Below are 22,164 nucleotides of genomic sequence, written 5' to 3' on the forward strand. Positions count from 1 at the left end.
AGGGACACCGTCCTCTTCACATCACCCAAAGCACCACGGAACACCTCGGCACCCCTGTGAGCCGGGGCGCAGGTTCCGTACGCCCAGTCGGGGCGCTCGCAAGGCGCAGTAGGCTTCGGCGCGAGAGCCGGAGCCCCTGTACCCATGGGGACACACCAGCCCGAGGAGCGCCCCGAATGAGCCTGACCCTGAGGACGATCAGCCGCGAGCAGCATCTGGCCTACATCCAGAGCCTGCCGTCGGCGAGCCACATGCAGGTTCCGGCCTGGGCAGACGTCAAGGCGGAATGGCGCTCGGAGAACCTCGGCTGGTTCGACGACAAGACCGGCGAGATGGTCGGTGCGGGCCTCGTGCTCTACCGCCAGCTGCCCAAGATCAAGCGCTATCTCGCCTATCTGCCCGAGGGCCCGGTCATCAACTGGTTCGCGCCGAATCTGACCGACTGGCTGGAACCGATGCTCGCCCACCTCAAGCACCAGGGCGCCTTCTCCGTGAAGATGGGCCCGCCGGTGATCATCCGGCGCTGGGAGGCCCCCTCCATCAAGGCGGGCATCCAGAACCCTGACGTGAAGCGACTGCGCGACATCGAGGCCGACTTCATCGAGCCGCGCGCCTTCGAGGTCGCCGACAAGCTCCGTCGGATGGGCTGGCAGCAGGGTGAGGACGGCGGCGCCGGCTTCGGTGACGTCCAGCCGCGGTACGTCTACCAGGTGCCGCTGGCGAACCGGTCCCTGGAAGAGGTCCACAAGAACTTCAACCAGCTGTGGCGCCGCAACATCAAGAAGGCCGAGAAGGCCGGCGTCGAGGTCGTCCAGGGCGGCTACCACGACCTCGAGGAATGGCAGCGGCTCTACGAGATCACGGCCGTGCGCGACCACTTCCGGCCCCGCCCGCTGTCGTACTTCCAGCGCATGTGGACGGCCCTCAACACCGAGGACCCCAACCGCATGCGGCTGTACTTCGCCCGCCACAACGGCGTGAACCTGTCGGCGGCGACGATGCTGATCGTCGGCGGGCACGTCTGGTACTCCTACGGCGCCTCCGACAACATCGGCCGTGAGGTCCGGCCCTCGAACGCGATGCAGTGGCGGATGCTGCGCGACGCCTACGCGCTCGGCGCCACCGTCTACGACCTGCGCGGCATCTCCGACTCGCTGGACGAGACCGACCACCTCTTCGGTCTGATCCAGTTCAAGGTCGGCACCGGCGGGCAGGCCGCCGAGTACCTCGGCGAGTGGGACTTCCCGCTCAACAAGCTGCTCCACAAGGCGCTCGACATCTACATGTCGCGCCGCTGAGCCACCACAATTCGCTTTCATACCTCTGATACACCGCAGCCACGAGAAAGGTTCCAGGTCCGGCCATGGCGCTCACGCTCTACGTCGACACCGCGCGCTGGCGTGCGCACCACAAGCACGTGCAGGACCAGTTCCCAGGGCTCGTCCCGGTCTGCAAGGGCAACGGCTACGGCTTCGGACACGAGCGGCTCGCCGAGGAGGCCACGCGGCTCGGCTCGGACGTCCTCGCCGTCGGCACCACGTACGAGGCCGCGCGCATCAAGGACTGGTTCGGCGGTGACCTGCTGGTGCTGACGCCGTACCGGCGCGGCGAGGAGCCCGTCCCACTGCCCGACCGCGTCATCCGCTCGGTGTCGTCGATCGACGGGGTCTACGGCCTGGTGGGCGCCCGGGTGGTCATCGAGGTGATGTCCTCGATGAAGCGGCACGGCATCAGCGAGCAGGACCTGCCGCAGCTGCACGCCGCCATAGAGAACGTCCGCCTGGAGGGCTTCGCCATCCACCTGCCGCTGGACCGCACCGACGGGTCGGACGCCGTCGAGGAGGTCATCGGCTGGATGGACCGCCTGCGCGCGGCACGCCTGCCGCTGCACACGATGTTCGTCAGCCACCTCAAGGCCGAGGATCTCGCCCGGCTCCAGCAGCAGTTCCCGCAGACCCGCTTCCGCGCGCGGATCGGCACGCGGCTGTGGTTGGGCGACCACGAGGCCACCGAGTACCGCGGGGCCGTCCTGGACGTCACGCGCGTGGCCAAGGGCGACCGCTTCGGCTACCGGCAGCAGAAGGCGGCCTCGGACGGCTTCCTGGTCGTCGTGGCGGGCGGTACGTCGCACGGGGTGGGCCTGGAGGCCCCGAAGGCCCTGCACGGCGTCATGCCGCGCGCCAAGGGCGTCGCCCGCGCGGGCCTTGCCACGGTGAACCGGAACCTTTCTCCGTTCGTCTGGGGCGGCAAGCAGCGCTGGTTCGCCGAGCCGCCGCACATGCAGGTGTCGATCCTGTTCGTGCCCTCCGACGCCCCCGAGCCGAAGGTCGGCGAGGAGCTGGTGGCCCATCTGCGGCACACCACCACGCAGTTCGACCGGATCGTCGACCGCTGAGGGTCGTACGGCCGCCTGAGAAGCCGTAAGCAGACAGCCGAAAGGCCGTACACGGACTGCCCGTGTACGGCCTTTCGCTTGGCTTTACGGGGGCCTTCTGGCTTTACGGGGGACCATCAACCCCCGTTCGCTCAGAGCGAACTATCCCCGGTAGGGGAGTCTCCGCGCTCGCCCCACTCGACCTGCGGGCCGGCGAAGTGGGCCGCGTGCCGCGGGGGATGAGCGGCGGGGCCGAGCACGAACACGTCCTCCGCCCCGTCGAGCACACCGCCCGAGGGGTCGTCGTCGCCCGCTCGTCGTACGACGTCCCGCTCCGGCATGAGGATGTCGCGCACGACGACGACGCACAGGTACAGCGTGCCCAGCAGATGCAGGCCGATGGCCCAGTGGTAGCCCTCCTGGGGCAGGCCCTTGTGGGCGTCCGCGCTGGTCGTGTACGCGAGGTACATCCAGATGCCCAGGAAGTACGCCACCTCGCACGCCTGCCAGATCAGGAAGTCCCGCCACTTGGGCCGGGCCAGCACCGCCAGCGGGACCAGCCACAGGACGTACTGCGGCGAGTAGACCTTGTTGGTCAGGATGAAGGCGGCGACGATCAGGAAGGCCAGCTGGGCGAAGCGCGGCCGGCGCGGGGCGGTCAGGGTGAGCGCGGCGATGCCGACGCAGCACAGCAGGACCAGCAGCGTGGCAAGCGTGTTGACGGTGTCGGTGCTCAGCGGATCGGACGAGTTCTGGGCGAGGATCAGCCAGAAGGACCCGAAGTCGACGCCCCGCTCCTGGCTGAACTCGTAGAACTTCGCCCAGCCGTCCCAGGCGAGCAGCATCACCGGAAGGTTCACGACGAGCCAGGCGACCGCGGCACCACCGAACGCCTTCCCGAAGTCCCGCCACTTGCCGGCGCGCCAGCACAGCACGAAGAGGGGGCCGAGCAGGAAGACGGGGTAGAGCTTGGCGGCCGTGGCGAGGCCCAGCAGGACACCGAACGCGAGGGAACGGCCCCGGGACCACATGAGCATCGCGGCGGCCGTCAGGGAGACCGCCAGGAGGTCCCAGTTGATGGTGGCCGTCAGCGCGAAAGCGGGCGCCAGGGCGACCAGCAGACCGTCCCAGGGGCGCCGGGCGTGCGTACGGGTCACGCAGACGGCGATGACGGCCGCGCAGGCCATCAGCATCCCGGCGTTGACCATCCAGTACCACTGTTCCTGGTCCTGGATGCTGCCGCTGCCCGGCGTGAGCCAGGCGGCCACCTCCATGAACACACCGGTCAGCACCGGGTATTCGAGGTACTCCATGTCGCCGTTGAGCTTGTCGAAGTACGGCACGAGGCCGTCGGCGAAGCCGCGCCCCGCGTAGAGGTGCGGGATGTCCGAGTAGCAGGCGTGTGTGTACTGCGAGCTGGCGCCGAAGAACCAGCCGCCGTTGTAGCAGGGCGCCTTCTGGATCAGGCCGAGGGCGAACATGCCGATGGCCACGAGCGCGATGACCCGCACGGGAGTCCACCAGGACGTCCCGAGCAGGGCACGCCGCCCGATGGGACCACCGATCAGCTCACTGCCGCTCGCGGCGATCTCGTCGTCCCTGGTAGGCCGCACCGGGTCCTGCTCGTGCACGCTCGCTCGCGTGGATTCTGCACTGGGCATGGGGCACATCCTGCCGTACCTGCCTAGGAATACGCCGAGGGCCGCCGCACCTGGTGAGTGCGACGGCCCATGTTTCACGTGAAACACCCTCGGCGGGCGATATGGCGGCTAACCGGTCGATCCTCCGAAGATGCCGCCTCCATTGCCGTTTCCTCTGGTGGTGTCCGTCTCCGTGGCTGTCGGTGAGGAGGTCACGCCACCGTCCGTACCGCCGGTGTCCGTGCCCCCGCTGTCCGAGCACTGCCAGCTGAACTTGCAGGACTCGCTGGCCGACGGCGAGGGAAGGACCTCGGTCTCGCTGGGCGTCGGGCTCGGCGTCGCGCTCGGCGTCTCACTCGGCGTCGCGGTGACGGACGGCGTCGGGGACGGCGCACCCGCCTCGTCCTGAATCTCACCGATCTTCTCGGCCTCCGGGAAGCCGGGGTCGTTGTCGCCCTTCAGAGCGGCCTTCATGTACTCGGTCCAGATGGACGTCGGGATGTCACCACCGTGGATGGACTCCACACCCGCCGTGCCGTTCATGGAGAGCAGCTCGCCCTCCTTCGGGTCCTCGCGGAACATCGCGACCGACGTGGCGAGCTGCTGGGTGTAGCCGACGAACCAGGCCGACTTGTTGCTGTCGGTGGTACCGGTCTTGCCGGCGGCTGTACGGCCCAGGGCCAGTGCGTTCTTACCCGTACCGTTCTTGATGACGTTCTCGAGGGTGTCCGTGACGTTGTTCGCCACGTTCTCGGGCATCGCCAAGGTGAGCTTTGGCTTGCTGAAGCCCTGGACGTCCGTGCCGTTGTGCTTGACGCCGGTCACCGAGTACGGGTCGGCGTGCTTGCCGGAAGCGGCGAACGTCGCGTAGGCGTCGGCCATCCGGATGGCGCTGGGTGTGGACGTACCGAGGGCGAAGGAGGGATTGAGGCCTGCGAAGGTGCTCTTCAGAATGCCGGACTTCTCAGCTACGTTCGCGACGTTGTCCAACCCCACGTCCACGGCGAGCTGCACGAACGGGGTGTTGATGGACTGCTCCATCGCCTTGCGCAGGCTGATGTAGCCCCAGGGATAGTCGCTCTCGTTCTCCTGGTAGAAGATCGAGTTGTCCTTGCGCAGGTAGTAAGTGCCGTCCGGTTTCTGGACCTTCAGATGGTCGTTGCCGTTGTACTTGCTCAGCGGCGAGACGCCGTTGTCCGGATCCTTGTATGTGCCGTACTCCATGGCCGCGGCAAGAACGAACGGCTTCCACGTCGAACCGACCGGCACACCCGAAGTGTCGGCGTTGTTGTTGAAGTGGCCGTTCTCGTAGCCCGCGCCGCCGTAGATCGCGACGATCGCGCCGTCCTTGGGCCGCACCGACGCCGCACCGAACTGGACGTGCTTGTCCTTCTCGCGCTTGTCGGGGTCGATGTTCTGGTCCTCGACCTTCTTTACGGCCTTGGCCAGATCGTTGACCTTGTCCTTCTCGAAGGTCGTGTAGATCTGGTAGCCGCCCTTGTCGAAGTCGGCCCGCGAGATGTTCGAGTGGGCCAGCACGTACTTCTTGGCCGTGTCGACGAGGTAGCTGATCTGGCCGGTCATGCCCTTGGTCGCCTTGAGGCCCTGAGGCATGGGGTACTTCTTGATGGCCGTCTGGTACTTGGCGTCCGTCAGATGCTTGTCGTTGTGCATCTGCTCCAGGATCCAGCTCCAGCGTTCCTGGGAGCGCTTGAGGTTGGCGTCCTTGGTCGCCGAGGGGTCGATGCTCGTGTTGTCGATGGGGTCGTAGTACGTCGGGCCCTTGAGCAGCGCGGCGAGGAAGGCGCACTGGGAATCGGTGAGGTCCTCGGCATCCTCGCCGTAGTAGGTCTGCGCCGCGGCCTGGATGCCGTAGGCACCACGGCCGTAGTACGAGGTGTTCAGGTAGCCCTGGAGGATGTCGTCCTTCGAGAGCTTCGTGCCCACCTTTATGGAAATGAACATCTCCTTGAACTTCCGGGAGATGGTCTGTTCCTGGCTCAGGTAGGTGTTCTTCACGTACTGCTGGGTGATGGTGGAACCACCCTGGGTGTCACCGCCGCGCGCCATGTTGGCGAGCGCTCGCGCGATACCCATGGGATCGACGCCCGAGTCGGTGTAGAAGCTCTTGTTCTCCGCGGAGATCACGGCCCACTGCATCGCCTTGGGGATCTTGGCGATGGAGACGTTCTGACGGTTCACACCGCTGCCGGTGGCGACCATCCGGCTGCCGTCAGCCCAGTAGTAGACGTTGTTCTCGGACTTCGCCGCGGCGTTCTCGCTGGGGATGCTCACCATGGCGTAGCCGATGCCCGCGATGGCCACCAGGCTGCCGAGGAAGGCGAGGCTGAGTCCGGAGACGAGGCGCCAGGAGGGAACCCAGCGCTGCCAGCCGTACTTGCCGGCACGTGGGTAGTCGATGAAGCGGTTCTTGGTGGAGGTGGCGACTCGGCCGCGTCCAGGGCCGGTGGAGCCGCGACGTGCGCCGCGCCCCGTGGGCTCGGGCGCTCTGCGTCGGCTGCCCCCGCCTCTCTGCGCCGCACGGCGGGCGTCGGCGCGGCCGCTGTACGGCCGCTCCTCCGCACCCGACTCGTGGGAACCCGACCCGTACGCGTCGGAAGGAGATCCGGTGGCGCCACGCGGTGCCGCACGGCGGCCGGAGGACGAGCCGGACTGGCCGCGTCGGGCCGCGGCACGTCCGCCTCCCTGCGGCTGCGGCGGTTTGCGACGGTGCTCGCTCATCGAACGACTACTCCTAGGGCAGGCGCACCTTTGCGCGCCTGGAAACGGCGGCTGCTGGTTTCCGGTCCCCCCGAAGTACGGATGTGGTCGCTTGCGCATTCACCCGTACTGCACCGGGGACGACGACGCCCCCAGACGTCACTCGGTTCCCGGTGGTGTGCATGCCGCACAGACTACGCACCGTCAAAACCCGTCTAGCCCCGAAGTTCACCCCAAATCAGGCAACTTGCCTCCAACGAATCGGTGATGTGATCCCGTTCACCATCCCCGCACTTGTCGCATCCGGAAGGCCGTTCTATCGTCGTGATGTATCGAGTCGATACATCAGAGCGACATAAGCGAGCGGAAGGCCGAGAGGAGGCGACCATGAGCCGGCGTTCCGGGATCCTGGAGTTCGCCGTACTCGGTCTCCTGCGCGAGTCCCCGATGCACGGCTATGAGCTGCGCAAACGACTCAATACGTCACTGGGTGTGTTCCGTGCGTTCAGCTACGGCACGCTCTACCCCTGCCTCAAGACGCTGGTCGCCAACGGCTGGTTGATCGAGGAATCGGGGAACGCTCCCGAGGACGCCCTCGCCGCATCACTGGCGGGGCGTCGCGCCAAGATCGTCTATCGGTTGACGGCGGAAGGTAAGGAGCACTTCGAGGAGCTGCTCTCCCAGACCGGCCCCGACGCGTACGAGGACGAGCACTTCGCCGCGCGTTTCGCCTTCTTCGGGCAGACGTCGCGCGATGTGCGCGTGCGGGTGCTGGAAGGCCGCCGCAGCCGGCTGGAGGAGCGCCTGGACAAGATGCGCGTCTCGTTCGCGCGCACCCGGGAGCGCCTCGACGACTACACGCTTGAGCTCCAGCGCCACGGAATGGAGTCCGTGGAGCGCGAAGTGCGCTGGCTGAACGAGCTCATCGAGAGCGAGCGGGCCGGACGGGACCTTCGTGGTTCCACCGGGGGGCCCGCTCAGTCCTCTCAGCAGAACAACACAACTGGAGCGACGGGCAACCTGCCACGGCCCGGGGACACCCCCCGGACCGATCTGCCCGACGACACCGCCACGTGAGCGCCCAGTCAGGGCCTCACTCGTACACACAGGGAGCAACCGGAATGGGTTCGGTTCGCGTAGCCATCGTCGGCGTGGGCAACTGCGCCGCGTCGCTGGTGCAGGGAGTCGAGTACTACAAGGACGCCGACCCGGCGTCCAAGGTGCCTGGACTGATGCACGTCCAGTTCGGCGACTACCACGTCGGTGACGTCGAGTTCGTCGCCGCCTTCGACGTCGACGCGAAGAAGGTCGGCCTCGACCTCTCGGACGCCATCGGTGCCAGCGAGAACAACACCATCAAGATCTGCGACGTCCCGAACAAGGGCGTCACGGTCCAGCGCGGTCACACGCTCGACGGTCTCGGCAAGTACTACCGCATGACCATCGAGGAGTCCGCCGAGGAGCCGGTCGACGTCGTCCAGGTCCTCAAGGACAAGCAGGTCGACGTTCTCGTCTGCTACCTGCCCGTCGGCTCCGAGGACGCGGCGAAGTTCTACGCCCAGTGCGCCATCGACGCCAAGGTCGCCTTCGTCAACGCCCTCCCGGTCTTCATCGCCGGCACCAAGGAGTGGGCCGACAAGTTCACCGAGGCCGGTGTCCCGATCGTCGGTGACGACATCAAGTCGCAGGTCGGCGCCACCATCACGCACCGTGTGATGGCGAAGCTGTTCGAGGACCGCGGTGTCCGCCTTGAGCGCACGATGCAGCTCAACGTCGGCGGCAACATGGACTTCAAGAACATGCTGGAGCGCGACCGCCTCGAGTCCAAGAAGATCTCGAAGACGCAGGCCGTCACCTCGCAGATCCCCGACCGCGAGCTGGGCGAGAAGAACGTCCACATCGGTCCCTCGGACTACGTGGCCTGGCTCGACGACCGCAAGTGGGCCTACGTCCGCCTCGAGGGCCGTGCCTTCGGTGACGTCCCGCTGAACCTGGAGTACAAGCTCGAGGTCTGGGACTCCCCGAACTCGGCGGGTGTCATCATCGACGCCCTGCGCGCCGCGAAGATCGCCAAGGACCGCGGCATCGGCGGCCCGATCCTGTCGGCGTCCTCGTACTTCATGAAGTCCCCGCCGGTCCAGTACTTCGACGACGAGGCCTTCGCCAACGTCGAGAAGTTCATCAAGGGCGAGGTCGAGCGCTAAAGCTCACCACCGCTCAAAAACGCTCCTGCCAGGGCTGTGTCGAGGGTCCCCGGGTTGAACCGCCCGGGGGCCCTTCCCTTGTGTGAGGCTGTGCCCCATGGCCGTCGTACGTGACCTGCGCGTCCTGCTCCGCTTCCAGGGCTTCAGACGCCTTCTCGCCGTACGCCTGCTCTCCCAGGGCGCCGACGGCGTCTTCCAGGTCGCCCTCGCCGCGTACGTCGTCTTCTCCCCGGAGAAACAGACCTCGGCCGCCGCCATCGCCTCCGCCATGGCCGTCCTGCTGCTCCCCTACTCCCTGGTGGGCCCCTTCGCCGGCGTCCTGCTGGACCGCTGGCGCCGCCGCCAGGTCTTCCTCTACGGCAACTTGGTGCGCGCGGCGATGGCCTCCGCGACGGCCCTCCTCATGGTCACCCACGCCCCGGTCTGGCTCTTCTACGTCTCCGCCCTGTGCGTCACCGCCGTCAACCGCTTCGTCCTGTCCGGCCTGTCCGCCGCGCTGCCACGCGTGGTCGACGACGAACGACTGGTCGTCGCCAACTCCCTCTCCCCGACCGCCGGCACCCTCGCGGCGACCGCGGGCGGCGGTCTCGCCTTCGTCGTACGCCTGGTCGTGGCCGACTCCGACGCGGCCGTCGTGCTCCTGGGGGCGGCTCTGTACCTGTGCGCGGCGCTGGCAGCGCTGCGCATCTCTAAGGAACTACTGGGCCCCGACCGCGCGTTGGTACGCCCCGGCCTCGCCGCCGCCCTCGCCGACAGCGCCCGCGACCTGACCGCGGGCGTCCGCCACCTCGCCGGAAAGCCCCGCCGGGAAGCTACCTGGGCACTAGCCGCGATGACACTGATGCGCTTCTGCTACGGCGCCCTTCTGGTGATGCTCCTGATGCTCTGCCGCTACGAGTTCTCCTCGACGACCGACGACGGACTCGCCCTGCTGGGGCTGGCGTTGGGCATCTCGGGCGCGGGCTTCTTCGTGGCGGCTGTGGTGACACCGTGGGCGGCAGGGCGTCTAGGCCCGGGCCGCTGGATCGTCGTGTGCGCGGCAGCCGCAGCGGTCCTGGAACCCGCCCTGGGCCTCCCCTTCGCCGTCGCACCGATGCTGGTGGCGTCGTTCGTCCTGGGCCTGACCACCCAAGGCGCGAAGATCGCGACGGACACCCTCATCCAGTCCTCGGTCGACGACGGCTTCCGGGGCCGGATCTTCTCCGTCTACGACGTGCTGTTCAACATCGCCTTCGTGGGCGCGGCGGCGGTCGCCGCGTTGATGCTGCCGCCGGACGGGCGCTCTGCGGTGTTGGTGATAACAGTGGCCGTTATCTACGGGGCAGTTGCGGCGGCTATGGCCCGCTTTGAACGCCAGTAAGTGTCACATCAATGCCACAGAGTCCCCCTCGGCTACAGGAGTGTCAGTGGGGCCCGGTAACTTACGTGCGTCTTACGCGCTCCTTAGGTGCGCCACATTCCCATGTTCTAGGGGGACCCCCGCATGTCTACTCCGCCGCCCCAGGGCCCGAACCCGTACGCCCAGGGCCAGCAGCCCTACGGCCAGCCGCAGGCCCAGGCCCCGTACCCGCCGCAGGGCGGCAACCCCTTCGCCCAGGGTCAGCAGCCGGGCTTCCCGCAGCAGCAGGGCGGCGTCCCCTATGCGCCGGTCCCGCCGGCGCAGCCGAAGCGCAAGCTCAGCTTCAAGGCGATCAAGAACATCGTCATCGTGGTGGCTGCTGTCGGTATCGCCATCGGCGGCTACATATCCAGCCGTGACGACGCCAACACCGCTGCGGTCGGCGACTGCATGCACCGCGGCAGCACTGACGACAACAATCCTGACCTTGAGGTCGTCGACTGCAGCTCCTCGAAGGCCCAGTACACGGTGCTGGCCAAGATCGAGGGCACGTTCAGCGGCACCCTTGCCGACACCAAGTGCGCGGCCGAGGCCAAGGACTTCCAGTACGTCTACACCGAGTCCGGTGACGGCACCGACTTCCTGCTCTGCCTGAAGGACAAGTAGTAGGTCCTGCGAACCGCAGACATCACGAGGGGCGACGTTTCACGTGAAACGTCGCCCCTCGATGCTTTCCGGGGTCATGTTTCACGTGAAACATGACCCCGTTGCGCGGCCTCAGTTCTGCTCGGCCCACCACTCCTTGAGTGCCGCGGCCGCAGCCTCCTCGCCCATAGGCCCGTTCTCCAGGCGCAGTTCCAGCAGGTGCTTGTACGCACGGCCGACCGCCGGGCCCGGGCCGACGTCGAGGATCTTCATGATCTGGTTGCCGTCCAGGTCCGGGCGGATGGCGTCCAGTTCCTCCTGCTCCTGGAGTTGGGCGATGCGCTCCTCCAGGCCGTCGTAGGCACGAGAGAGCGCCGTCGCCTTGCGCTTGTTGCGGGTCGTGCAGTCCGAGCGGGTCAGCTTGTGGAGGCGGTCAAGGAGCGGGCCGGCGTCACGGACGTAGCGGCGGACCGCGGAGTCCGTCCACTCACCCGTGCCGTAGCCGTGGAAGCGCAGGTGGAGTTCGACCAGGCGCGAGACGTCCTTCACCAGGTCGTTGGAGTACTTCAACGCCGTCATGCGCTTCTTGGTCATCTTCGCGCCGACCACCTCGTGGTGATGGAACGAGACCCGGCCGTCCTTCTCGAACCTCCGCGTACGCGGCTTGCCGATGTCGTGGAGGAGCGCGGAGAGGCGGAGGACCAGGTCGGGGCCGTCCTCCTCCAGTGCCATCACCTGCTCCAGGACGATCAGAGTGTGGTCGTAGACGTCCTTGTGGCGGTGGTGCTCGTCGCGCTCCAGGCGCAAGGCCGGCAGCTCGGGCAGGACGTGGTCCGCGAGGCCCGTGTCGACCAGCAGGGTCAGACCCTTGCGGGGGTGCGCGGACAGGATCAGCTTGTTCAGCTCGTCCCGGACCCGCTCGGCCGAGACGATGTCGATGCGCCCGGACATCTCCTTCATGGCCTCTACGACCTCGGAGGCCACTTCGAAGTCCAGCTGCGCCGCGAAGCGGGCCGCGCGCATCATCCGCAGCGGGTCGTCTGAGAAAGACGCCTCAGGCGTGCCCGGCGTGCGCAGCACTCGGGCCGCCAGGTCCTCCAGGCCGCCGTGCGGGTCGATGAACTCCTTCTCCGGCAGAGCCACGGCCATCGCGTTCACCGTGAAGTCACGGCGGACGAGGTCCTCCTCGATGGAGTCGCCGTACGACACCTCGGGCTTGCGCGAGGTCCGGTCGTACGCCTCCGACCGGTAGGTCGTCACCTCGATCTGGTAGCCGTCCTTCTGCGCGCCCACCGTGCCGAAGGCGATCCCGACCTCCCACACGGCGTCCGCCCACGGACGCACGATCTTCAGCACGTCATGAGGGCGGGCGTCGGTCGTGAAGTCCAGGTCGTTGCCGAGTCGGCCCAGCAGCGCGTCCCTGACCGAGCCGCCGACCAGGGCGAGAGAGAACCCGGCCTCCTGGAAACGGCGGGCAAGGTCGTCGGCGACAGGGGCGACCCGCAGCAGTTCGCTGACCGCGCGGTGCTGTACCTGGCTCAGGGCGCTGGGCTTGTCTTCGTTGGCGTTCGGCACAACAGAAAAGGGTACGTGGCCCCGGCGACCCGGAGCGCCCCGATTAATCGCGGGCATCTCCGACAGGCACCTCCATCAAATCTGCACAGCCCCGTACGCAGGCCGCCGCGGAAGAAGCGCCCGTCGGACGTACGGATTCGCTCCCCTTTATACGCACACATACAGGACGGCCCGACCCTGCTTCCCGATCTTGTGGAGCAGACCGCGGCACTTCCCCTCAGCGCGCATCGTTACCATGCGTGGACGCACATTGCGACGACCACTGACGACCACTGACGACGAGGGACGGGCGAGCGCGTGGCCGAGGCGGCAGACTTCCAGGGGATGAGTCCCTCACCTGCCCGCCGGTGGCTCCGGCGCACGGGAGCACTGCTCGCCGGCGCGCCTCTGCTGGCCGGACTGCTCCAGCTGCCTGCCGCCGCGCCCGCGAGCGCCGCGTCCGGCTCCAGCACCGTGTCCGTGGACATCAACACGCTCACGCCCAGCGTCCCCACGGACGGCGACACGGTGACCGTGTCCGGCACCGTGACCAACGACAGCAAGCAGACGGTCACGGACGCCCAGGTGGATCTGCGCGTCGGCCCCGAGCTCAGCACGCGCTCGGACGTCGACAGCGTCGCGCAGCGCGGCGAGTTCCAGCCGGGCCTGGACGGGACGATCGTCGGCGGCAAGTACGTCGAGAAGTTCGCCAAGCTGGCGCCCGGTGTCGCCCAGAGCTTCAGCATCCCCGTCCCGGTCGACGAGCTGGACCTCGGCTCGGACGGCGTGTACCAGCTCGGTGTCTCCCTGACCGGTCAGACCTCCGTGCAGCAGTGGCAGCAGGTCCTCGGCATCCAGAGGACGTATCTGCCCTGGCAGCCCGAAGACGCCGACAACAAGACGAAGACGACGGTCCTGTGGCCGCTGATCTCCACCGCCCACATGACCGCCGAGACGGGATCGAACGCGGAGCAGACCCCGGTCTTCCTCAACGACGACCTGGCCAAGGAGATCTCGCCGGGCGGCCGGCTGGAGCAGATGCTGTCGTTGGGCAAGACCCTGGACGTCACCTGGGTGATCGACCCGGACCTGCTGGCCTCCGTCGACGCGATGGCAGGCGCCTATCGCATCGAGTCGGGCACCGGCACGGTGGCGGGCACGCACCAGGCGGTCGCCAAGCAGTGGCTGGACGATCTTCAGGACGCGGTGACCGACAAGGAGGTCGTCGCCCTTCCGTTCGCCGACCCGGACCTCGCCTCCCTCGCCCACAACGGCACGACTGTCAGCGGCTCCCTGAGCCACCTCAAGGAAGCCACCGACGCCGCCACCACCACGGTGGAGACGGTGCTCCACGTCACGCCGAACACCGACTTCGCCTGGCCCGTGAACGGCGCCGTCGACCCGTCGATCGTCAAGGTCGCCACCTCCGCGGGCGCCGACACGGTGATCGCGCGCAGCGACAGCCTCGAAGAGACCGCCGGGCTGCCGTACACGCCCTCCGCGGCCCGCCCCATCGGCGGCGGCACCACCGCGGTGGTCGCGGACGCGCGGCTGTCCACGGCGTTCGAGGGCGACCTGACCTCGGCCTCCGCGTCCACCCTCGCCGTGCAGAAGTTCCTCGCCTCGAGCCTGGCGCTGAACCAGCAGGTGGACAAGCAGCGCAGCATCGTCGTCGCCCCGCAGCGCACGCCGACGGCGAGCCAGGCGCAGGCGATGGCCGCGGCAGTGGCCGCCCTCCAGGGCGGGGACTGGACGCAGACCCAGACCCTGACATCGGCGGCCGCCGCCAAGCCGGACGCGAGCGCCACGACCAAGGTCCCGTCGGCCTCCGCCTACCCCGCCAAGCTGCGCAAGCGGGAGCTGTCGAAGCCGGCCTTCGAGCAGATCGCGGCCGTGCAGCACAAGCTCGACAAGTTCAAGGTGATCCTCACCGACCAGTCCCGCGTGGTGACCCCCTTCGGGCGGGCCATGAACCGGGAGATGTCGACGTCGTGGCGCGGCCGCCCCGCCGAGGCGCAGAGCTACCGCGACGGCGTACGGAACTACCTCGACGGCCTGACCGGCCAGGTCAAGCTGATCGACAAGTCCGAGACCAAGCTCTCCGGGCGCAGCGCCACGATTCCCGTGACTGTGCAGAACAACCTGGTGCAGGGCGTCGACCACCTCGTCCTGCGCCTCCGCTCCACAAGCCCGACCCGTCTGAAGATCGGCGACGGCGACTACGAGGAGCAGCGGATCACGGTCAACGGGGGCCACAGCCAGACGGTGAAGTTCACCACCTCGGCACAGGCCAACGGTCAGGCGACGGTGGTCGCCCAGCTGTTCACCGAGGACGGTCAGGCGTACGGCGATCCCGTCCGGTTCGACGTGAAGGTCACCGAGTTCACGGCCACCGTGATGCTGGTCATCGGCGGCGGTTTCCTCCTTCTCGTCCTCGCCGGTTTCCGCATGTACAAGCAGCGCAAGCGCGCCGCCCAGCGGGAGGCCGAGGAGGGCGGCTCGGACGGTCCGGACGAGGCCGGGCAGGCGGCGGACCGCCCGGAGAACCCCGAGGGGCCCGAAGACCGTCTCACGCAGGAGTCCGGTACGCGGCCCGGGGCAGACGACCCGGAGCAGCCGAGTGACCTGACACCGGACACCGCAGCGGAAAGCACCGACCCTTCCGGCACGGGTGAGAGAGTGGACCGTTGAGGATGTCGTGGCCGGTGGGCCCGGGACGATGAGGTGGGGTAACCATGAACGCGCCGTACGACGGTGACCGCGGCCAGGCCGCGGGCAGCTCGGGCCACCCCGAGGGCCCGCCGCCCGAGCACGGCCAGGTACCGCCGCAGCCACCCGCGGACATGTACCTCCAGGACGCCTACGCCCAGGACCCCTACCGGGCCCAGGACATCTCCGCCCAGGACCCGGTAGCCGAGGCGCTCTACGACCGCGCCGCGCACCCCCCGCCGCCTCCGGGCACGTACCAGCCGCAGCAGCCGCTGTACGCGCAGCCCCCGCAGTCCCCGTACGCCCCGGACCCGCACGTGTGGGCCCAGACCCCGGCGCCCGAGCCGGACGGCGCGACCCAGTACCTGCCGTACGGCGACGACCCGCGTACCACGCAGTACGTGGGCGTCGACGACCTCGTCACGCACTCCGCCGAGGAGCGCCACGAGCCGGACGCGTTCGCCCACCTCTTCCGGGACCAGCAGCAGGGCGGCGGCCAGCAGCCGTACCAGCCCCCGTCGGTACCGGCTCCGTCTCCGGCCCCGGTACCGGGCGCCGAGCCGCCCATGCCGCCGTCCGCGGACAGGACCATGAACCTGGGCACCGCGCCCGTACCGCCTCCGTCATCGCCCGCTCCGGCGGCTGCTGCGGCTTCCGCGAAGAAGGGCGGGAAGGCCGGGGGGCTGCTGAAGTCCAGTGCGGTGATGGCGGCGGGCACGATGGTGTCCCGGCTCACCGGGTTCGTGCGCTCCGCCATGATCGTCTCCGCGCTGGGTCTCGGCCTTCTTGGTGACTCCTTCCAGGTCGCCTACCAGCTGCCGACGATGATCTACATCCTGACCGTCGGTGGCGGTCTGAACTCCGTTTTCGTGCCGCAACTCGTGCGGGCCATGAAGGACGACGAGGACGGCGGCGAGGCATACGCGAACCGTCTGCTGACCCTGGTGATGGTCGCGCTGGCCGCACTCACGGCCCTGGCGATGTTCGCGGCACCTCTCCTGGTCCGCGCGCTGTCCGCGAAGGTCGCCAATGACCCGGCCGCCAACGAGGTGGCCATCACCTTCACCCGTTACTTCCTGCCCTCGATCTTCTTCATGGGCGTCCACGTGGTGATGGGCCAGATCCTCAACGCCCGCGGTCGCTTCGGCGCGATGATGTGGACCCCGGTCCTGAACAACATCGTCATCATCGTGACGCTCGGCATGTTCCTGTGGGTCTACGGCACCTCGGAGCGGTCCGGCATGGAGGTCACGAGCATCCCGCCGGAGGGCCAGCGGCTCCTCGGCGTCGGTGTTCTGCTCGGCCTTGTCGTCCAGTCCCTGGCGATGATCCCTTACCTGCGCGAGACCGGCTTCCGCCTGCGACTCCGCTTCGACTGGAGGGGCCACGGCCTCGGCAAGGCCGCGATGCTGGCCAAGTGGACGATCCTCTTCGTCCTCGCCAACCAGGCGGGTGCGCTCGTGGTCACCCAGCTGTCCACCGCCGCCGGCTTCGACTCCGGTGTCAAGGGCACCGGTTTCGCCGCCTACGCGAACGCCCAGCTGATCTGGGGCCTGCCGCAGGCCATCATCACGGTCTCCCTGATGGCAGCCCTGCTGCCGCGCATCTCCCGCTCGGCCGCGGAGGACGACAGCGGTGCCGTGCGCGACGACATCTCGCAAGGCCTGCGCACCACGGCCGTCGCGATCGTCCCCATCGCCTTCGGGTTCCTCTCCCTGGGCATCCCGATGTGCACCCTGATCTTCGGTTCCTCGGGCGCCGACCAGGCCACGAACATGGGCTACATGCTGATGGCCTTCGGCCTCGGCCTGATCCCGTTCTCCGTGCAGTACGTCGTCCTTCGCGCGTTCTACGCCTACGAGGACACGAGGACCCCCTTCTACAACACGGTCATCGTGGCGGCCGTCAACGCCGCCGCCTCGGCCGTCTGCTACTTCGTCATCCCGGCGCGCTGGGCGGTCGTCGGCATGGCAGCTTCGTACGGCCTCGCCTACGCGGTTGGCGTCGGCGTCGCCTGGAGCCGCCTGCGTAAGAAGCTGGGCGGCGACCTGGACGGCGCTCGCGTCATGCGGACGTACGCCAGGCTCTGCATCGCCTCCGTACCGGCCGCGATCCTCAGCGGCGCGGCCTGCTACGGCATCGCGCACGTCCTCGGCCAAGGCGTCATCGGCTCCTTCGCCGCCCTGGTCGTCGGCGGAGCGGTCCTGCTCGGGATCTTCTTCGTGGCCGCGCGCAAGATGCGTATCGAGGAGCTGAACTCCCTGGTCGGCATGGTGCGCGGACGGCTGGGGCGCTGATAAGGGGGTACGCGCACAACCATCGTCCGCCACCGTGTGTCGTGCATAGCGGCGGACTGTGGGCACAATTGGTTCGGCGTCGGACGGCGCGCACGGATGTCGGTCGGCGCGCAACGAATGGGGAGGCAGGGACGACGGTGGCGGAACGGAGCACGGCTGCCGTCGACGTGGCAGACAACAGCGGCGACGAGCCGCTGACCGCACAGGCGGACCAGGCCACGGCCGACGGGGTGGCCACTAACCGGGAGCGGGACACGGACATCGACGAGGCACAGGGGAGTGGCGGGACCGAGGGTCCCGGGAAGGCCTCACCGCCCGAGCTGCACAGCGGCCACAAGCTCGCCAGACGCTACCGGCTCGAGGAGTGCGTCACCCGGCTGGACGGGTTCAGCAGCTGGCGTGCGGTCGACGAGAAGCTCCGTCGCGCCGTCGGTGTGCACATCCTGCCCGCGGACCACACGCGAGCCCGCTCCGTCCTGGCCGCGGCCAGGTCGTCCGCGCTGCTCGGTGACCCGCGCTTCGTCCAGGTCCTGGACGCCGTCGAGGAGAACGACCTCGTCTACGTCGTCCACGAATGGCTGCCCGACGCCACCGAGCTGACCGCCCTCCTGGCCCCCGGCCCGCTGGAGCCGCACGACGCCTACCAGATGGTCAGCCAGGTCGCCTCCGCCATGGCCGCCGCCCACCGCGAAGGGCTCGCGCATCTGCGCCTGAACCCGAACGCGGTCCTGCGCACCTCCAGCGGCCAGTGGCGCATCCGCGGCCTCGCCGTGAACGCCGCGCTGCGCGGCATCACGTCCGAGACCCCGCAGCGCACGGACACCGAGGCCATCGGTGCCCTGCTGTACGCGGGCCTGACCCAGCGCTGGCCGTACGACAACGACGCCTACGGTCTGTCCGGGCTGCCCAAGGACATCGGGCTCATCGCACCCGACCAGGTACGCGCGGGCGTCCACCGCGGCCTGTCCGAGCTGTCGATGCGCGCGCTCGTCAACGACGGAGCCACCGCCTCACGCCACGAATCCGCGTGCACCACGCCGGAGGAACTGGTGAAGGCGATCGGCGAGATGCCCCGCATCCGCCCGCCGGAGCCGGCGTTCACCGCGCCCCCGGAGTACCAGCGCACGACGTACCAGCAGGGCACGTACGGCCGCCCGGCGCCGCACCCCGGCGTCACCCAGCCGCTGCCGCCCCCTCCGCCGCCGCTCCAGAGCCGAACCGGCAAGGTGCTCAAGTGGGCTGTGTCCGCGCTGCTCATCGCCGCGCTGGGCCTCGGCAGTTGGCAGCTCGCCGACGCTCTCATGGAGCGGAACAACAAGTCCGACGACACCAACCAGACCCAGACGACGGACGACAACGACAAGAGCGGCGACAAGACCAAGCCGGTCAAGCCGCTGAGCATCGCAGGCGCCCGGGAGTACGTGGCCAGCGGTGACGCACAAGCTCCGGACGACGTGCAGCTGACGTACGACGGCAACAGCTCGACGTACTGGCGCACCAAACGGTACAACGAGGGCCCGACGCTCGCCCCGTACAAGCCCGGCGTGGGTATCGTCTACGACCTCGGCTCGGCGCAGAAGATCTCGACCGCGTCGATAGGGCTCCGGTACGACGGCAACAACACGACCGTGAAGCTCTACGCCACCGACTCCCTGTCCCCCTCCACGGGGATCGACGGAATGACGGAGATCGGAACCGCCACCACGAGCGGCAAGTCTCTTACGGTGAAGGCGTCGAAGTCGGTCAAGTCGCGGTACGTGCTGCTGTGGATCACGGCGGTGCCGTACGCACCGACGGACGGCTACAGCGGGGCCGGCTACAAGCAGGCGGTCACCGACGTGACGTTCAAGGGCTGAGCGCACCGCATCCCAGGGGAGGGGGTCCGATGGCAGATGGCACCGCATACGGCGACGCAAGCGATCAGGACCTCCTCGCCGCCCACGTGGACGGCGATCCCGACGCGTTCGGCGAGCTCGTAAGACGTCACCGTGATCGGCTCTGGGCCGTGGCCCTCCGCACGCTCGGGGACCGTGAGGAGGCCGCTGACGCCGTCCAGGACGCCTTGGTCTCCGCCTACCGTGCCGCACACACCTTCCGCGGCCAGTCGGCGGTCACGACATGGCTGCACCGCATCACGGTGAACGCCTGCCTCGACCGTGCCCGCAAGGCCGCCTCCCGCAAGACCTCTCCGGTCGACGACACGGAGCGCCTGGAACAGCTCCTGGAGCCGCACGAATCGGCCTCGGCGCCGGCGGAGCGCAACGACCTGCACCGCCAGCTGCTGGAGGCCCTCGGCACGCTGCCGCACGACCAGCGGGCCGCTCTCGTCCTGGTGGACATGCAGGGCTATCCGGTCGCCGAGGCCGCCCGCATGCTCGACGTGCCGACCGGGACGGTGAAGAGCCGCTGCGCCCGTGGCCGGGCCAGACTCCTCCCCCTCCTCACTCATCTACGGCCGGAAAACACCGGTGACAGCAGAGAACCGGGCGGGGGACGGAACCGGGTGCACGGGACATCCGTCCCACCGGCAGCGGGATCCCCTGACCCGGGTCCCCATGAGACAGGTCCAGGCGATTCAGCTGCTGTGAAGGGCGGAGGTGGGCGAGCGTGACATCCAGGACAGACACGGCCGGGCACCCGGACGTCGCGGAGCTCTCCGAGCTCACCGAGGGACTGCTCACGCAGACCCGCAGCGCGGACGTGCGACGACATCTGGACGAGTGCGAGCTCTGCGCCGACGTGCACGCCTCGCTGGAGGAGATCCGGGGCCTGCTCGGCTCGCTGCCGGGTCCGCCGCGCATGCCCGACGATGTCGCGGGCCGTATCGACGCCGCTCTGGCTGCCGAGGCTCTGCTCAGCGCGACAGCTCCCGAGCCCGCTGCCACTCCGGGCCGCTCCGATCACACCGCCGATCTTGTTGCGACCCCCGCACTGGTCGGTACGCATGTTTCACGTGAAACATCGGTGTCGGCGGACCGTCCCGCCGGTCACGCCCGTGCCTCCAGCACCGGCCCCGGCCGCAAGGGTCGTTCCCGTGGCGGGCGACGCAGGATCGCCGTGCTGGGCACCGTGTTCACGGTCGCCGCCCTCGGACTCGGTTCTGTGCTGCTGTCCTCGTTCAACGACGGCAAGCCGTCCGACCCGACCGCGCAGGCCGACGCCTTCTCCGGCAAGAAGGTCGAGACCCAGGTCTCCGAGCTTCTGACCCAAGGTTCTTCCGTTGCCTCCCGGTCGCCTCGCAGTTTCGGGGCGAACAACGTGCCCGAGAACCACGTCAAGAACCAGCCCGCGCCACAGGTTCCTTCGTGTGTGTTGAAAGGCATCGGCCGCGACGACACGGCTCTGGCCGCCAAGAAGGGCACCTACGACGATGTCCCGGCCTACCTCGTGGTGATGCCCCACACGAACGACAGCGACCGTGTCGACGCCTATGTGGTCGACGCCGGCTGTGAGAAGGACCCGTCCTCCTCCGCGAAGGTTCTGCTGACGCACTCCTACGCGCGTTCCGAGCACTGACGCTTCGTCTCTCTCCGTCGTGGTATCCCGTACGGTGACGCCTCTCCGTGTGCCCGGACACACCGGGAATGCGCGCCCCGTAGGATCCGTTGGGTGGGGTGAGAGTTCTGAAAGGGGCTCCCACCGGTCGTACTGACGCAGTCCAGAGACGAGGAACCAAGCCGTGAGCGACGTCCGTAACGTGATCATCATCGGCTCCGGGCCCGCCGGCTACACGGCGGCGCTCTACACCGCGCGCGCGTCGCTGAAGCCGCTGGTGTTCGAGGGCGCCGTCACCGCGGGTGGTGCGCTGATGAACACCACCGAGGTGGAGAACTTCCCCGGCTTCCAGGACGGCATCATGGGTCCCGAGCTCATGGACAACATGCGCGGCCAGGCGGAGCGCTTCGGCGCCGAGCTCGTCCCGGACGACATCGTCAGCGTCGACCTCACGGGTGAGATCAAGACCGTCACGGACACGGCGGGCACCGTCCACAAGGCGAAGGCCGTCATCGTCGCCACCGGCTCGCAGCACCGCAAGCTCGGCCTGCCGAACGAGGACGCGCTCTCCGGCCGCGGTGTCTCGTGGTGTGCCACCTGTGACGGCTTCTTCTTCAAGGACCAGGACATCGCCGTGATCGGTGGCGGTGACACCGCGATGGAGGAGGCTACCTTCCTCTCGCGCTTCGCCAAGTCCGTGACGATCGTCCACCGCCGCGACACCCTGCGCGCCTCCAAGGCCATGCAGGAGCGTGCCTTCGCCGACCCGAAGATCAAGTTCGTGTGGGACAGCGAGGTCGCCGAGATCCAGGGTGACCCGAAGCTGGCCGGCCTGAAGCTGCGCAACCTCAAGACCGGCGAGCTGTCGGACCTGGCGGTGACCGGCCTGTTCATCGCGATCGGCCACGACCCGCGCACCGAGCTCTTCAAGGGCCAGCTCGACCTCGACGAGGAGGGCTACCTGAAGGTCGCCGCGCCCTCCACGCGGACGAACGTCACCGGTGTGTTCGCGGCCGGCGACGTGGTCGACCACACCTACCGCCAGGCGATCACCGCGGCCGGCACCGGCTGTTCCTCCGCCCTCGACGCCGAGCGCTACCTCGCCGCCCTAGCGGACGAGGAGCAGGCCGAGCCCGAGAAGACCTCTGTCTGATCCCCTCCCACCCACCACCCCACGCAACAAGAG

Annotated in this window: 15 protein-coding genes; 12 read left to right on the forward strand and 3 right to left on the reverse strand. The window is 68.4% G+C overall.

Annotated elements, in window-relative coordinates; translation table 11 throughout:
• Window positions 1-176: 176 nt before the first annotated feature.
• Both femX and EJC51_RS24635 read left to right on the forward strand, forming a co-directional pair.
• Entirely contained in the window at window positions 177-1,298 is a 1,122-nt protein-coding gene (femX, locus tag EJC51_RS24630; protein ID WP_059194383.1) for a peptidoglycan bridge formation glycyltransferase FemX, read from the forward strand.
• Window positions 1,299-1,363: 65 nt separating this feature from the next.
• Complete coding sequence (locus tag EJC51_RS24635) at window positions 1,364-2,395, forward strand: alanine racemase (protein WP_126273066.1); 1,032 nt, start codon at window positions 1,364-1,366, stop codon at window positions 2,393-2,395.
• Between the two features lie 131 nt (window positions 2,396-2,526).
• Here EJC51_RS24635 and EJC51_RS24640 read toward each other — a convergent pair whose 3' ends face one another.
• Entirely contained in the window at window positions 2,527-4,035 is a 1,509-nt protein-coding gene (locus tag EJC51_RS24640; RefSeq protein WP_126273067.1) for a glycosyltransferase family 87 protein, read from the reverse strand.
• A gap of 108 nt (window positions 4,036-4,143) precedes the next feature.
• Window positions 4,144-6,756, reverse strand: coding sequence for a transglycosylase domain-containing protein (locus EJC51_RS24645; protein WP_208870739.1), 2,613 nt, complete (start codon window positions 6,754-6,756; stop codon window positions 4,144-4,146).
• Window positions 6,757-7,122: 366 nt separating this feature from the next.
• Between EJC51_RS24645 and EJC51_RS24650 the strand changes: the two genes are divergently transcribed.
• The 4 genes from EJC51_RS24650 to EJC51_RS24665 all read left to right on the forward strand — a co-directional run bounded on the left by EJC51_RS24650 (window position 7,123) and on the right by EJC51_RS24665 (window position 10,944).
• The gene (locus tag EJC51_RS24650; RefSeq protein ID WP_126273068.1) at window positions 7,123-7,812 is read left to right on the forward strand and encodes a PadR family transcriptional regulator; all 690 of its coding nucleotides are present in this window, start codon (window positions 7,123-7,125) and stop codon (window positions 7,810-7,812) included.
• A gap of 44 nt (window positions 7,813-7,856) precedes the next feature.
• Window positions 7,857-8,939, forward strand: a complete 1,083-nt coding sequence (locus EJC51_RS24655; protein ID WP_079307530.1) for an inositol-3-phosphate synthase — start codon at window positions 7,857-7,859, stop codon at window positions 8,937-8,939.
• Window positions 8,940-9,036: 97 nt separating this feature from the next.
• Complete coding sequence (locus EJC51_RS24660) at window positions 9,037-10,299, forward strand: MFS transporter (RefSeq protein ID WP_126273069.1); 1,263 nt, start codon at window positions 9,037-9,039, stop codon at window positions 10,297-10,299.
• Between the two features lie 123 nt (window positions 10,300-10,422).
• Entirely contained in the window at window positions 10,423-10,944 is a 522-nt protein-coding gene (locus EJC51_RS24665; protein WP_126273070.1) for an LppU/SCO3897 family protein, read from the forward strand.
• 111 nt (window positions 10,945-11,055) lie between these two features.
• Here the strand turns inward: EJC51_RS24665 and EJC51_RS24670 are convergent, their stop codons facing one another.
• The gene (locus tag EJC51_RS24670) at window positions 11,056-12,498 is read right to left on the reverse strand and encodes a CCA tRNA nucleotidyltransferase (protein ID WP_126273071.1); all 1,443 of its coding nucleotides are present in this window, start codon (window positions 12,496-12,498) and stop codon (window positions 11,056-11,058) included.
• Between the two features lie 297 nt (window positions 12,499-12,795).
• On the opposite strand from EJC51_RS24670, the gene EJC51_RS24675 reads away from it, so the two are divergent.
• The 6 genes from EJC51_RS24675 (at window position 12,796) to trxB (ending at window position 22,131) form a co-directional block, all read left to right on the forward strand.
• On the forward strand, window positions 12,796-15,168 hold the full coding sequence (locus tag EJC51_RS24675) for a DUF6049 family protein (protein ID WP_126273072.1): 2,373 nt from the start codon (window positions 12,796-12,798) through the stop codon (window positions 15,166-15,168).
• A 44-nt stretch (window positions 15,169-15,212) separates the two neighbouring features.
• The gene (gene murJ / locus EJC51_RS24680; protein WP_126273073.1) at window positions 15,213-17,483 is read left to right on the forward strand and encodes a murein biosynthesis integral membrane protein MurJ; all 2,271 of its coding nucleotides are present in this window, start codon (window positions 15,213-15,215) and stop codon (window positions 17,481-17,483) included.
• Window positions 17,484-17,620: 137 nt separating this feature from the next.
• Window positions 17,621-19,339, forward strand: a complete 1,719-nt coding sequence (locus EJC51_RS24685) for a protein kinase family protein (RefSeq protein ID WP_126273074.1) — start codon at window positions 17,621-17,623, stop codon at window positions 19,337-19,339.
• A gap of 29 nt (window positions 19,340-19,368) precedes the next feature.
• Window positions 19,369-20,094: an RNA polymerase sigma factor SigM gene (gene sigM / locus EJC51_RS24690; protein WP_126273075.1), complete on the forward strand. Its 726-nt coding sequence runs from the start codon at window positions 19,369-19,371 to the stop codon at window positions 20,092-20,094.
• Window positions 20,091-20,999: an anti-sigma factor gene (locus EJC51_RS24695; protein ID WP_126273076.1), complete on the forward strand. Its 909-nt coding sequence runs from the start codon at window positions 20,091-20,093 to the stop codon at window positions 20,997-20,999. Before sigM ends, EJC51_RS24695 begins: the two co-directional genes overlap by 4 nt.
• Window positions 21,000-21,162: 163 nt before the next feature.
• Window positions 21,163-22,131 (forward strand): thioredoxin-disulfide reductase, encoded by a 969-nt coding sequence (gene trxB, locus EJC51_RS24700; RefSeq protein ID WP_059194370.1) that lies wholly within the window; start codon window positions 21,163-21,165, stop codon window positions 22,129-22,131.
• Window positions 22,132-22,164: the final 33 nt, after the last annotated feature.

The organism is Streptomyces aquilus (assembly GCF_003955715.1).
GTDB classification, from domain to species: Bacteria; Actinomycetota; Actinomycetes; order Streptomycetales; family Streptomycetaceae; genus Streptomyces; species Streptomyces aquilus.